The 12,087-nt window shown below is 56.2% G+C and carries 12 protein-coding genes and 1 pseudogene; 2 read left to right on the plus strand and 11 right to left on the minus strand.

Going from position 1 to position 12,087, the window contains the following annotated elements; translation table 11 throughout:
- Positions 1-19 precede the first annotated feature (19 nt).
- From PSPTO_RS10380 to ccoN, 6 genes are all read right to left on the minus strand, one after another.
- On the minus strand, positions 20-472 hold the full coding sequence (locus tag PSPTO_RS10380; protein WP_005766948.1) for a type II toxin-antitoxin system VapC family toxin: 453 nt from the start codon (positions 470-472) through the stop codon (positions 20-22).
- On the minus strand, positions 472-723 hold the full coding sequence (locus tag PSPTO_RS10385) for a type II toxin-antitoxin system Phd/YefM family antitoxin (RefSeq protein WP_005766946.1): 252 nt from the start codon (positions 721-723) through the stop codon (positions 472-474). The genes PSPTO_RS10380 and PSPTO_RS10385 overlap by 1 nt, the downstream gene beginning before the upstream one ends.
- Before the next feature lie 137 nt (positions 724-860).
- Positions 861-1,838, minus strand: a complete 978-nt coding sequence (gene ccoP / locus PSPTO_RS10390; protein ID WP_005766943.1) for a cytochrome-c oxidase, cbb3-type subunit III — start codon at positions 1,836-1,838, stop codon at positions 861-863.
- Entirely contained in the window at positions 1,835-2,026 is a 192-nt protein-coding gene (locus tag PSPTO_RS10395; protein ID WP_005766941.1) for a CcoQ/FixQ family Cbb3-type cytochrome c oxidase assembly chaperone, read from the minus strand. Before PSPTO_RS10395 ends, ccoP begins: the two co-directional genes overlap by 4 nt.
- A 5-nt stretch (positions 2,027-2,031) precedes the next feature.
- The gene (ccoO, locus tag PSPTO_RS10400) at positions 2,032-2,640 is read right to left on the minus strand and encodes a cytochrome-c oxidase, cbb3-type subunit II (protein WP_011103796.1); all 609 of its coding nucleotides are present in this window, start codon (positions 2,638-2,640) and stop codon (positions 2,032-2,034) included.
- Complete coding sequence (gene ccoN / locus PSPTO_RS10405; RefSeq protein ID WP_011103797.1) at positions 2,640-4,082, minus strand: cytochrome-c oxidase, cbb3-type subunit I; 1,443 nt, start codon at positions 4,080-4,082, stop codon at positions 2,640-2,642. Before ccoN ends, ccoO begins: the two co-directional genes overlap by 1 nt.
- 295 nt (positions 4,083-4,377) lie before the next feature.
- Here ccoN and PSPTO_RS10410 point away from each other — a divergent pair, with 295 nt between their 5' ends.
- Entirely contained in the window at positions 4,378-5,067 is a 690-nt protein-coding gene (locus PSPTO_RS10410) for an alpha/beta family hydrolase (RefSeq protein WP_010207888.1), read from the plus strand.
- A 1-nt stretch (position 5,068) separates the two neighbouring features.
- On the opposite strand, the gene PSPTO_RS10415 is transcribed toward PSPTO_RS10410, so the two are convergent.
- Complete coding sequence (locus PSPTO_RS10415) at positions 5,069-5,527, minus strand: hypothetical protein (protein WP_046464008.1); 459 nt, start codon at positions 5,525-5,527, stop codon at positions 5,069-5,071.
- Between the two features lie 91 nt (positions 5,528-5,618).
- On the minus strand, positions 5,619-7,475 hold the full coding sequence (locus PSPTO_RS10420) for an Ig-like domain-containing protein (protein WP_011103800.1): 1,857 nt from the start codon (positions 7,473-7,475) through the stop codon (positions 5,619-5,621).
- Between the two features lie 19 nt (positions 7,476-7,494).
- Between PSPTO_RS10420 and PSPTO_RS10425 the strand changes: the two genes are divergently transcribed.
- Positions 7,495-8,472 carry an IS5-like element ISPssy family transposase gene (locus PSPTO_RS10425; protein WP_007247571.1) on the plus strand — a complete coding sequence of 326 codons (978 nt, stop codon included), beginning with the start codon at positions 7,495-7,497 and terminating at the stop codon, positions 8,470-8,472.
- Between the two features lie 297 nt (positions 8,473-8,769).
- On the opposite strand, the gene PSPTO_RS10430 is transcribed toward PSPTO_RS10425, so the two are convergent.
- The 3 genes and pseudogenes from PSPTO_RS10430 to PSPTO_RS10440 form a co-directional block, all read right to left on the minus strand.
- On the minus strand, positions 8,770-10,389 hold the full coding sequence (locus tag PSPTO_RS10430) for a hypothetical protein (protein WP_011103801.1): 1,620 nt from the start codon (positions 10,387-10,389) through the stop codon (positions 8,770-8,772).
- A gap of 125 nt (positions 10,390-10,514) precedes the next feature.
- Positions 10,515-11,492, minus strand: coding sequence for an IS5-like element ISPssy family transposase (locus PSPTO_RS10435; protein ID WP_007247571.1), 978 nt, complete (start codon positions 11,490-11,492; stop codon positions 10,515-10,517).
- Between the two features lie 71 nt (positions 11,493-11,563).
- Positions 11,564-11,842, minus strand: a pseudogene (locus PSPTO_RS10440) (hypothetical protein); the annotation flags it as partial.
- Positions 11,843-12,087 lie beyond the last annotated feature (245 nt).

Genomic DNA, 12,087 nt, shown 5'->3' on the forward strand with positions numbered 1-12,087 from the left:
GGCCGGTTCAAAGCCGCGTTCAACGTGACGCACTTGAGTAATAGGCCGTTTCTTCGTTCAACTGGCTGATCCAGGGATTAAGCAAGGCGGCTCCGCTAGATTTGAAATCTGCTGTGTTGCGGGTGACCACGGTCATGCCGTGCACCAGCGCTGTGGCGGCGATCAGGGCATCACATTCGCTGCGCGGGTCGGGCACGTGCAGTTGGGCACAGCGTTTTGCGACCTGGGTGTCGATTGGCAGAATGCGCCCGGCGAAGGCTTTCAATACATGGTGGTCGAGCCACATTCGCAGGGCTGCGCCTTGTGTCGGATCACGGCGTTCGACCCGCAGGATACCTGTTTCGAGCTCAAGAATCGTGATGGACGAGATGAACAGGCTGGATGCCATCTGGGTTCGCGACCAGCGGAGCACGTTCGCGTCGGCATTGCGTTTTCTGAGTTCGGACACCACGTTGGTGTCGAGCAGGAACATCAGGACAGGTCAACCGGTCGAGGCGTGATGACAGCCCGTTGCGGCTCGAATTCGATATCGAGGTGCGTTGGCATGATTAACAGGTCAGCGATACTCGCTGCACTGCCGGTCAGTTGCAGGTACGCCTCGATCGACAGCAGCACATGGGCAGGGCGGCCTCGGTCGGTAATGAAAACCGGGCCTTCATTCGCAGCCTTTTTAGCCCCGCTGGTGTCTTGGTTGAATTCGCGGCTTGAGAGGGTAGTTGTCATGAGGGCGAGCTCCAGAATGGGCAGACACGTCGTTGTGATAATGCGTAAGTCTAGCCATGTAGAGATGTAACTACAATGTTGCAAGTCTTTCGAATTGCAACGGGCCTGCAGGTCCAGTCACGTCCGATCGAGCCAGATCACTTGGGCTCTGCCGGTTTCTCCTGACGAGACAGGCTGTAAACGTAGGCGGCGAGGATGTGAACCCGGTCATTACCCTGCAACGCTTGCTGAGCGGGCATCTGGCCCTGGCGACCGTCGCGGATGGTCTGTTGAAGCTGGGCGAAACTGGCACCGTAAATAAACGCATTCGGGTGCGTCAGGTCCGGTGCGCCCAAGATCGGCATGCCTTTGCCTTCCGGTCCATGGCAGGCAGCGCAGAGCGTGGCGAAAGTCTTCTGGCCCGCGACTGGGTCAGCCTTGGCGTCTTCGGGCAGTTGCCGGGCGTCCAGTCGGGTCAGCACATAGGCCGATACATCGCGCACGCCTTGTTCGCCAAGCACTTCGCCCAAGGCCGGCATCACGCCCATGCGCCCGGCCATGATCGACGTCTTGATTGCCTGAGCATCGCCGCCCCAGCGCCAGTCCGCGTCGGTGAGGTTGGGAAAACCGTAGGCACCTTTAGCGTCGGAGCCATGGCAGACCGAGCAGTTGGACGCGAACAGGCGCGCGCCGATTTTCAGTGCCTGCGGGTCTTTGGCCACTTCCTCGACGGGCATCGCTGCATACCGGGCGAACAGCGGGCCGTAGCGTGCCTCGGCACTGGCGACTTCGCGCTCCCACTCGTGAACACTGCTCCAGCCCTGCTGGCCATCCGAGAACTGCGAGGTGCTGCCCTTGTCCCTGTACTCGTAACCGGGCAATAGCCCCTGCCAATTGCCCAGGCCCGGATACAGCAGCAGATAAGCCAGCGCGAATATAAGGGTGGCGATGAACAGCAGGAACCACCACCTGGGCAGCGGATTGTCGTACTCCTCGATGCCGTCGAACGAGTGGCCGACTTTTTCGTCGGTCGGCTCCTCGCGCTGGCCCTTGCGGGTGGACAGCAGCAGCCAGAGCATGGCGATGATTGTGCCCAGCGTCAGTAGGGTGACGTACAGGCTCCAGAACGTACTCATGATCGATTTTCTCGCTCGGCCTTGGCCCGCTCGACGGTGTCGATGGCCTCGGGGTCATCTGCGAACGGCAGCAGGGTCGCGTCGTCAAAGCGGGCCTTGCGTGCAGGGCTGAACACCCACAGCATCAGGCCGATGAAAGCGATCATGACGACCAGTGTGCCGAGACCCCGAATCATTCCGATGTCCATGCTGATCACCGCTTGCTCTTGATAAGGGTGCCGAGGCCTTGCAGGTAGGCCACCAGCGCGTCCATTTCGGTTTTGCCCTGTACGGCCGCCGCCGCACCGGTAATATCGGCGTCGCTGTACGGCGTGCCAAGGGTGCGCAGCACTTGCAGCTTTTTCGCGGTCTGCGTGCTGTCGATGTGTTTGCCGGCCAGAAACGGATAGGCCGGCATGATCGAGGCAGGGACCAGGTCGCGCGGGTTGTTCAGGTGCACACGGTGCCACTCATCCGAGTAGCGACCGCCGATCCGCGCAAGGTCCGGCCCGGTGCGTTTCGAGCCCCACAGAAACGGGTGATCCCAGACACTTTCGCCTGCGACCGAGTAATGCCCGTAGCGCTCGGTTTCGGCGCGTAACGGGCGGATCATCTGCGAGTGGCAACCCACGCAACCGTTGGCAATGAACACATCGCGGCCTTCGACTTCCAGCGCGCTGCGCGGCTTCATGCCCTCGATTGGTTGATTGGTCACATCCTGAAAGAACAGCGGGACGATCTGAGTCAGCCCGCCGATGCTCACGGCAATCACCATGAAAAAGGCCAGCAGACCGATATTCTTTTCCAGTACATCGTGTTTCATCAATGCGCTCCCGCGACGGCGATGCGCGCAGCGGCCTGCGCTGCTTGCGGGTCCGAGGCGCGCACGGTGCGCCACACGTTGTAGGCCATCAGCAGCATGCCGCTGGTGAAAATGACGCCGCCGATCACCCGCACGATGTAGCCCATATGGCTGGCCTGCATGGTCTCGATGAAAGAATAAGTGAGCGTGCCGTCGTCATTTACCGCGCGCCACATCAGGCCCTGAGTGATGCCGTTGACCCACATCGAGGTGATGTACAGCACGGTGCCGACGGTCGCGAGCCAGAAGTGCGCGTTGATCAGGCCGACGCTGTGCATCTGTGGGCGAGCGTAGAGTTTGGGGATCATGTGGTAGACCGAGCCAATGGTGATCATTGCCACCCAGCCCAGTGCCCCGGCGTGCACATGGCCGATGGTCCAGTCGGTGTAGTGCGACAGCGAGTTGACGGTCTTGATGGCCATCATCGGGCCTTCAAAAGTCGACATGCCATAGAACGCCAGCGCCACCACAAGAAAGCGCAGAATCGAATCGGTGCGCAATTTATGCCACGCGCCCGACAGCGTCATCATGCCGTTGATCATGCCGCCCCAGCTAGGCACCAGCAAAATGATCGACATTACCATGCCCAGCGACTGCGCCCAGTCCGGCAGTGCGGTGTAGTGCAGGTGGTGCGGGCCGGCCCAGATGTACAGGGTGATCAACGCCCAGAAATGCACGATAGACAGGCGATAGGAATACACCGGGCGTTCAGCCTGCTTTGGCACGAAGTAATACATCATGCCGAGAAAGCCGGTGGTCAGGAAAAACCCCACTGCGTTGTGCCCATACCACCACTGGATCATGGCGTCGGTTGCACCGGCGTAGGCCGAATAGGATTTGAACAGGCTGACCGGCAAGGAGACGTGGTTGACGACGTGCAGCATGCCCGTCACCACAATGAACGCGCCGTAGAACCAGTTGGCGACATAAATGTGCCGGGTCCGGCGTTTGACAATAGTGCCGAAGAACACCGCCGCATAGGCCGCCCAGACGATGGCCAGCAAGATAGCCACCGGCCACTCGAGCTCGGCATACTCCTTGGTGGTGGTGTAACCCATCGGCAACGTCACGATGGCGCCGACAATCACGGCTTGCCAGCCCCAGAAGGTGAACGCTGCCAGCCCGTCGGAAATCAGCCGTGTCTGACAGGTGCGCTGCACCACGTAATAAGAGGTGGCGAACAGCGCGCAGCCACCGAACGCAAAGATCACCAGGTTGGTGTGCAGCGGTCGCAAGCGCCCGAAGGTTGTCCACTCGAGTTCGAGGTTCAGCCCTGGCCATACCAGTTGCGACGCGATGAAGACGCCCAGGCTCATGCCGATCACGCCCCAGACCACGGTCATGATGGCGAACTGGCGCACCACTCGGTAGTTGTAGGCGGTCGGGCTGATTGTTGTGCTCATTGCGGACTTCCACGATTCAGGTGTTTACCGCAGACGTTATCGGGCTCGGGCGATGCATCGCTGGAAATGGCACCGAAGCACACCGAAAAGGCGAGGGCAGGAACAGACAGGCAAGCTAACGAGCGTCAATGGTTGCAGCAGACGCCTGCTGGCGAGTTTAGCTTTGAAAGAGGAGTGTGGGAAGTCGCAGCATCTGCCCGCGCGATTCGTGCCTGATGTGCGGCGGGTTATGCAGTTGCTTGCGCAGTTGCTTATAGTGGTCGGCCAATGTCGTACTCATCAAAACGAGGCAAGCATGAGCACAGGCTTACAGCCCGGTATCGGCGCGGAGCAATGGCTGCAACTGACCCGCGAAAGAGGCTGGCTATGGACGCCCGGGCACTCGCTGGCGACGCTGCCGCCGGCGACCTTGCTGCTGGCGCATGGTGCAGGTGCACCGATGGACAGCGAGTTCATGAACAGCATGGCCATGCACTTGGCGGCCCAAGGCATCGGCGTGCTGCGCTTCGAGTTTCCCTACATGGCGCAGCGACGCGAGGGCGGCAGCAAACGCCCGCCCAATCCGCAGGCGCAATTGCTGGCATGCTGGCGAGAAGTCTATGCCCAGGTTCGGCCACTAGTTGCGGGGCGGCTGGCGGTTGGCGGCAAATCGATGGGCGGGCGAATGGCCAGCTTGATCGCTGATGAACTGCAGGTTGATGCGCTGGTATGCCTGGGTTATCCGTTTTACGCCGTGGGTAAACCGGAAAAACCGCGTGTGGCGCATCTGGCCGAGCTGAAAACGCCGGCCCTTATTGTTCAGGGTGAGCGCGATGCATTGGGAAACCGCGAAAGCGTGGCGGGGTATACGTTGTCCAGCGCCATTGAATTGCACTGGTTGCCAACGGCCAATCACGACCTCAAACCACTGAAAGTGGCAGGTATCAGCCATGACCAGTGCCTGGTCGAGTCGGCGCAGGTGATCGCCCGCTTTCTGCGTGCCTGAATTATTGGCAACGTACGTCAAAAAAACCGTGGGTGACGTCGAAATTGATCGATGACATGTTGAACCGGAAGCGCCCGCGCAAGCGCAGGGTATAGGGATTGGCTTCGAACAGGCTCAGCGTGCCGCTTTGAAAGTCGGCCGAATGATAAATCGTGTTTTGCCTGCGTCGCGTTTCGTTGAAAATCACTTTGATCTGCGCATGGTTCACCAGGTCGTGATCGCCGGGTTTCAGATCGCTGTCCAGAAACAGTCCGATCGTGGTTCGTGCTGTGCCCACCTTGCCATCGACAATCAGCTTCCAGATCCATCGATCGGGTTCGTGCTCCAGTTCTGCCCGCAGGGCCAACTGGCCCGACAGGTACATCGCCTGGAACGGCTTACTGTTGACACGGGCGTGAAAACTGCCTTCACAAGGCGAAGGACGAACGACGCGTTTGGCTGGCGATGGTATGCGGTGCATGGTCTGACTCTGCAAAGCGTATGAATAGAAGCAGGGCGTTGCCCGTCAAGGTAACGCCCTGTGTGATGATTACAGGTTCGTCAGGTGTCGATTATTTGATACAAACGCCAAGGCTGGAGTTGTGACTCTTCAACTTGAAGTTCCCGCCAGAGACCATGTTTTTTACGTAGTACCAGTTCCATCCCCCGATACCCGCGCTTGAAACGGTAGACGACCAGTAATTGCCGTTGCCCATCGGCCAGCGATTGCCGTACAGGGCGTAGATTTCCACCAACTCGTGAATGGTCGGAATCCGCGCGCCATTATTGGCCGATGCCTTGCTGATCTGAGAGAAGCTGCCACTGCCCACACCGATGCAATGGATGACGCCGGTAACAGTGACCGGATAACTCTTGGTCGCGCCCAGCGCATCGGTTGCGGTAATGGTGGCCGTACCTTTACCTCGAACAGAAGCCAGGCCATTGCCGTCCACGCTCACCACCAGCGGATTACTCGATGCGTATCGATAAGGCGCATGCCCGCCGCTGGCCTGGCGCTGAACGGTGGTATCGGCCGGGAAGTTCGGCAACAGGTCCGGTGAGCCCGGAAGCAGATAGATTTTGCCGGCCAGTGTTACCGGTGAAGTGTCCAGTACCAGCTCCTGTCTGACACTGAGCTGTAGCGCGGTCGATACAGTGGGCTCCCCTGCGCGGGTTACGGTGTAAGTCACCGTGGCAGAGCGGCCTGCAGTGGCGCTGATCAACGCCTTGGGCACGTTGAACTGCAATTCGCCACCCCCTGCAACCTGCGCCGCCGTGTCATGGCTGGACGCGCCGCGCCAGTTGACCACCACACTGTCCTGCGCGCCCACGCCCGGATAACTCACCCGCACCGTTGCGCCGTAGCCAGGAATCAGCGAAGGCGTGACCACGCCGTCTGCCCCGACCGTATCCATGCGCGGTGCAGGCAACTCGGCCAGCCCGCTCACAACCTGCAGCGCCAAAGTATCGGATACCTGCACCAGACCGTTGGTGCGGTTCACGACGTAGGAGACCGAAACCGTCTGCCCGGCGTTGGCAGTCACCAGAACAGCGGCAAACAGCACCTCCAGCGCCTGACCGGCTTCAGCGCTTGTCAGTGTCTTCTCCTTGGTATCACTGCCTTTCGGCCCCTGCCATTGCACAATCACCTGGTCGCCGGTTTTCAGGTTGGCGGTGGCCTCGATGACCACTGTTGCCCCGGCGGAGGCGTTGATAGGGTCCAGGGTGCTGCCGGTGGCTTCTTTTATGGTTGGGGTGGGCAGGGGCGTTGTCACCGTGAGCTGGAGCTTTACGTCCAGGGTTTCTGAGGCCATGGACTGATTGCCAGCCAGGTCGGTCACTGTGTAGTAAACCGGCGCTTCGATATCACCAATCAGCTCCAGAAACGGCCTGACAAAGTAGACCATTACACACTTAAGGCCCATATCGTCTTTGGTGACCACTGCCATCGGGCCCGGTAAGTCGTTCCAGTAGGTACGGACGACATCGCCTTCCTGCATGCCGTTGTAACCGGCAATCGTGCCCGTCAGGACATCACCCATGTTTTCCAGTTCTTCGGAGGTGAGGCCGTTCAGGGTTTGTCTGGGGAGGATGATGGGGGCGAGAGTCGGAGCGCCGGGTTGAGTGATGTCCACGGATACGATTGTATTTTCTGAAAACTCAACAACCATGTTCCCAGGGTTTTCGATGGCGTAAGCGACTGTGTGATTGCCTTCTTTTAGCAATTCTTTTGGGATCTCCAGGCTAAGGGGGTCCCCAGGCTTATGGCTCGCCAGTATTTCTTTTTTTGGTTCAATAAGCGTGTCATCGAAATAAAGTTGATAAGTGTAGCCAGTCTGTGCGCCTGGCCACACTGACAGCGATACCTGAACAGGTTTGTTAAGGAAACTCTGAAAAAGGTTTCCTGATTTGGCAAAATACCCCAACACCTTTCACCGAGCTTCCCTGATGAAACAGATGACCTTCGCCGATGCCGAGTACGCGGGTAAACGTAAGCATACCCGCCGCGAGCGCTTTCTCATCGAGATGGATCAGGTTGTGCCCTGGAAAGGCTTGATTGCCCTTATCGAACCACATTATCCAAAGGGCGAAGGTGGCCGTCCGGCTTATCCGCTGATGGCGATGCTGCGTATTCACCTGATGCAGAACTGGTTTGGTTACAGCGATCCGGCGATGGAGGAAGCACTTTACGAGACAACGATCCTGCGCCAGTTCGCAGGGTTGAGTCTGGATCGAATCGCCGATGAAACCACGATTCTCAACTTCCGGCGTCTGTTGGAAAAGCATGAGTTGGCAGGCGGGATTTTGCAGGTCATCAATGGCTATCTGGGTGATCGAGGTTTGATGCTGCGCCAAGGTACGGTGGTCGATGCGACGATCATTCATGCGCCGAGCTCGACCAAGAACAAGGACGGCAAACGCGATCCCGAAATGCATCAGACGAAGAAAGGAAACCAGTATTTCTTCGGCATGAAAGCGCATATCGGCGTCGATGCCGAGTCGGGTTTAGTCCATAGCCTGGTGGGTACTGCGGCGAATGTGGCGGACGTGACTCAGGTTGATCAATTGCTACATGGTGAGGAAACCTATGTCAGCGGTGATGCGGGCTACACCGGCGTGGACAAGCGTGCGGAGCATCAGGATCGTCAGATGATCTGGTCAATTGCGGCCCGCCCAAGCCGTTATAAAAAGCATGGCGAGAAAAGTTTGATCGCACGGGTCTATCGCAAAATCGAGTTCACGAAAGCCCAGTTACGGGCGAAGGTTGAACATCCGTTTCGCGTGATCAAGCGCCAGTTTGGTTATACGAAAGTCCGGTTTCGCGGGCTGGCTAAAAACACCGCGCAACAGGCTACTCTGTTTGCCTTGTCGAACCTTTGGATGGTGCGAAAACGGCTGCTGGCGATGGGAGAGGTGCGCCTGTAATGCGGAAAAACGCCTTGGAAAGGTGCTGTTTGAAGGAAAATCGATGAGTTAAGAGCGGAAAACGTCTAATTATCTGATCGGGCGAGCTTTTTTTGAACCTCAGGCCATGAGAGCGTCAAAAATCGATGCCTACTTCAGACCTTCCTTAAGTGAATTCACGGGTAACAGTCCATTGCTCAATGCGGCCGGTACAACGGGGGCGTCCAGCGGTTTTCTGTTTGTGATTGTGTTCGGGTTAGACATTTCGTTTTCCTTTATAGGTCTTGGGGAACGCGGGCCATAGTGGCCCGCGTCGGGTCAGCGGACTAAGCAGGTAACATCGGAAGGTTTGAGCATTAAAACCGGTACCCGAGTGACTGTGGAGTTTGCCGGGCTCTGGTTGCTGCCCTCAATCGGGCTGACGGTATAGCTGGCTTCTGCAAAGCCCGTACAGATAACCCTGGTGTTATAGAACGGTACCGTAAAAACATGCCCCTCCAGCACATCAACTTCGTCGACTTTTCTTGTTGACGTATAGGTGGCTGCTTCAATGGGATTGTTTGATTGATCAAAACCTTTGAAGGTGAACGTTATTCTCTGACCATCAATCATATTGAGATAGGGCAAGATTTTTACGTCTGAACCATCAGGGTTTTCATTCGGGCCTAACACGCCATTTGGCGTCAATTTGAATGTAGGGCCTGCCAGCCCGTCCTGACCGCCGGGTTGTTCCTCTCGAGATCTCACTGTGACAGGCTGAATCGGGCTTTTGACAGCGTTTGGGTTACCCGCACGCGAGACAGTAAAATAAACGGGAATTGCCGCGCCTGTTCCTTGGCTTTGTATGATGTTGTTGTCAATCGGAACGATCAAGTCCTGTTGAGATGCCACGTCACCCGAATTTATCTGGCGCCATTGCAACCTTACTTGGTCGCCCCAATGAAGATTCAAGTCATCATTTACCTGAAAGCCAGCGTTCCAGCTCACCAGCGCTCGGCCATTCAGTTCATAATCATCTTCGTCGATAAAGTTGTTCTCAATATTCGGGTTTTGTACGCTGGTACCTTGCACTATCAGGCTGTTGAGCGTCCCATCGACAGGAAGCGTCGTAAATACGTCGATATCGGTATTGAGTGATGTGCCGACGAGTTCCCCGGTGCGCGATACTTCATAGTGAATGGGGACGCGACCCTGAGGGATCTTGTCAATCGCTGCAAAGGGTACTCTCAACGTCAGGACGACTGTCTCATCCTCGTCGCCGGGCGGCAGAGCAACAGGTGCCAGAGGGTTATTGTCGCCCCAGAAAAGCTGGATGTTATCAAGTGCAGCTGCGCCCGGGTAATTCGGAATATCCACTACTACGCCTGACTGCGCTTCAAGATAATCCACTGTGTTGCCCACCGCAGCGTCAACGATAGGCGCTGGATAGTCAGATGGAACTTCCTGAAGCCTCAACCTTACAGAAACAGTGTTCGAGAGAATCGACGTGTTGCCAGCACGGTCAACCACTTTGTAGCAAACCAGTTTCTCGTCTTGCCCTAAAGACTCCAGAAACTCACGGGTGAAGGTGACCACAACCTTGTCCAGTCCCATGTCATTTTCGTTGACGACAGCGCTAGGACCTACGACATCGCCCCATCTTGTCTGAATAAGGTCATGTTTTGCCATGCCGGTGTAGCCGGCAATCTGTACAACCAGCTGTCCACCCAACTGCTCGAGCTCGGCCGCAGTCAGGCCGTTCTGGATCTCGGCCGGAAATTGTATTGCGGCAAGCTCAGGCGCGCCTGGTGGTGTTTTGTCGATCTGGATTTGGAAAGAGTTTGATATTTCTTCCACTTGGTTTACCGGGTTTTTAATCACATAGGCAATGTCGTGAATTCCTTCTGATAAAAGATCAGTCGGGACTTCAAGGCTCAAGGGAAGGTCTGAAGTAGGCATCGATTTTTGACGCTCTCATGGCCTGAGGTTCAAAAAAAGCTCGCCCGATCAGATAATTAGACGTTTTCCGCTCTTAACTCATCGATTTTCCTTCAAACAGCACCTTTCCAAGGCGTTTTTCCGCATTACAGGCGCACCTCTCCCATCGCCAGCAGCCGTTTTCGCACCATCCAAAGGTTCGACAAGGCAAACAGAGTAGCCTGTTGCGCGGTGTTTTTAGCCAGCCCGCGAAACCGGACTTTCGTATAACCAAACTGGCGCTTGATCACGCGAAACGGATGTTCAACCTTCGCCCGTAACTGGGCTTTCGTGAACTCGATTTTGCGATAGACCCGTGCGATCAAACTTTTCTCGCCATGCTTTTTATAACGGCTTGGGCGGGCCGCAATTGACCAGATCATCTGACGATCCTGATGCTCCGCACGCTTGTCCACGCCGGTGTAGCCCGCATCACCGCTGACATAGGTTTCCTCACCATGTAGCAATTGATCAACCTGAGTCACGTCCGCCACATTCGCCGCAGTACCCACCAGGCTATGGACTAAACCCGACTCGGCATCGACGCCGATATGCGCTTTCATGCCGAAGAAATACTGGTTTCCTTTCTTCGTCTGATGCATTTCGGGATCGCGTTTGCCGTCCTTGTTCTTGGTCGAGCTCGGCGCATGAATGATCGTCGCATCGACCACCGTACCTTGGCGCAGCATCAAACCTCGATCACCCAGATAGCCATTGATGACCTGCAAAATCCCGCCTGCCAACTCATGCTTTTCCAACAGACGCCGGAAGTTGAGAATCGTGGTTTCATCGGCGATTCGATCCAGACTCAACCCTGCGAACTGGCGCAGGATCGTTGTCTCGTAAAGTGCTTCCTCCATCGCCGGATCGCTGTAACCAAACCAGTTCTGCATCAGGTGAATACGCAGCATCGCCATCAGCGGATAAGCCGGACGGCCACCTTCGCCCTTTGGATAATGTGGTTCGATAAGGGCAATCAAGCCTTTCCAGGGCACAACCTGATCCATCTCGATGAGAAAGCGCTCGCGGCGGGTATGCTTACGTTTACCCGCGTACTCGGCATCGGCGAAGGTCATCTGTTTCATCAGGGAAGCTCGGTGAAAGGTGTTGGGGTATTTTGCCAAATCAGGAAACCTTTTTCAGAGTTTCCCAAGGGATCTCCCGGTGTGTGTGACGCCAGGATCAGCTTTTCCGGGCCCACTTTTTCCGCGTCAAAAAGCAGTCGGTAGGTATAGTCAGGGAGCGCGGCTGGCCACACCTTCAGACTGACAAGTAAAGGCTGGGTCAATGCGTTTATGGGAATCAGACCTGGGGTATCTTCATCGTGAAATGCGACAGCGACATCAGGCGCGTCCAGAGGAGCTTTTGAGATCTCGTATCGGATTTTTGGAATGCTTACAGGTTTTAGTAGCGTAGTTTCTTGAGAGTTACTCATCGGTCAATCCTTTCATTAGTTGATGTGAGTTGTAGGGTATTTCCTACTTGATGATTTTGAGCGAGAGCAGCTGGAGATTTAAAAAACAATCTATTGATGTCGCTTTCTCGATCACGTTTTGACGTAATAGGTTTTCTTGATGTGTGTCAATGGGTGCGTTAATTATTTTTTGCTTGAGAGTAGGTTTTTTGTAGTTGGGGCTAAGTAGAGGTCGTCTGTAGGATTTTATTTATAGTTATTTGGGA

Source organism: Pseudomonas syringae pv. tomato str. DC3000 (assembly GCF_000007805.1).
GTDB lineage: Bacteria > Pseudomonadota > Gammaproteobacteria > Pseudomonadales > Pseudomonadaceae > Aquipseudomonas > Aquipseudomonas avellanae.

Bases quoted from the DNA above. Each gene is read 5' to 3' on its own strand.
- PSPTO_RS10430 (WP_011103801.1), bottom strand. From the start codon at position 10,389: ATGCCTACTTCAGACCTTCCCTTGAGCCTTGAAGTCCCGACTGATCTT.
- PSPTO_RS10425 (WP_007247571.1), top strand. From the start codon at position 7,495: ATGAAACAGATGACCTTCGCCGATGCCGAGTACGCGGGTAAACGTAAG.
- PSPTO_RS10410 (WP_010207888.1), top strand. From the start codon at position 4,378: ATGAGCACAGGCTTACAGCCCGGTATCGGCGCGGAGCAATGGCTGCAA.
- PSPTO_RS10385 (WP_005766946.1), bottom strand. From the start codon at position 723: ATGACAACTACCCTCTCAAGCCGCGAATTCAACCAAGACACCAGCGGG.
- PSPTO_RS10435 (WP_007247571.1), bottom strand. From the start codon at position 11,492: ATGAAACAGATGACCTTCGCCGATGCCGAGTACGCGGGTAAACGTAAG.
- ccoP (WP_005766943.1), bottom strand. From the start codon at position 1,838: ATGAGTACGTTCTGGAGCCTGTACGTCACCCTACTGACGCTGGGCACA.
- PSPTO_RS10415 (WP_046464008.1), bottom strand. From the start codon at position 5,527: ATGCACCGCATACCATCGCCAGCCAAACGCGTCGTTCGTCCTTCGCCT.
- PSPTO_RS10395 (WP_005766941.1), bottom strand. From the start codon at position 2,026: ATGGACATCGGAATGATTCGGGGTCTCGGCACACTGGTCGTCATGATC.
- ccoN (WP_011103797.1), bottom strand. From the start codon at position 4,082: ATGAGCACAACAATCAGCCCGACCGCCTACAACTACCGAGTGGTGCGC.
- PSPTO_RS10380 (WP_005766948.1), bottom strand. From the start codon at position 472: ATGTTCCTGCTCGACACCAACGTGGTGTCCGAACTCAGAAAACGCAAT.
- ccoO (WP_011103796.1), bottom strand. From the start codon at position 2,640: ATGAAACACGATGTACTGGAAAAGAATATCGGTCTGCTGGCCTTTTTC.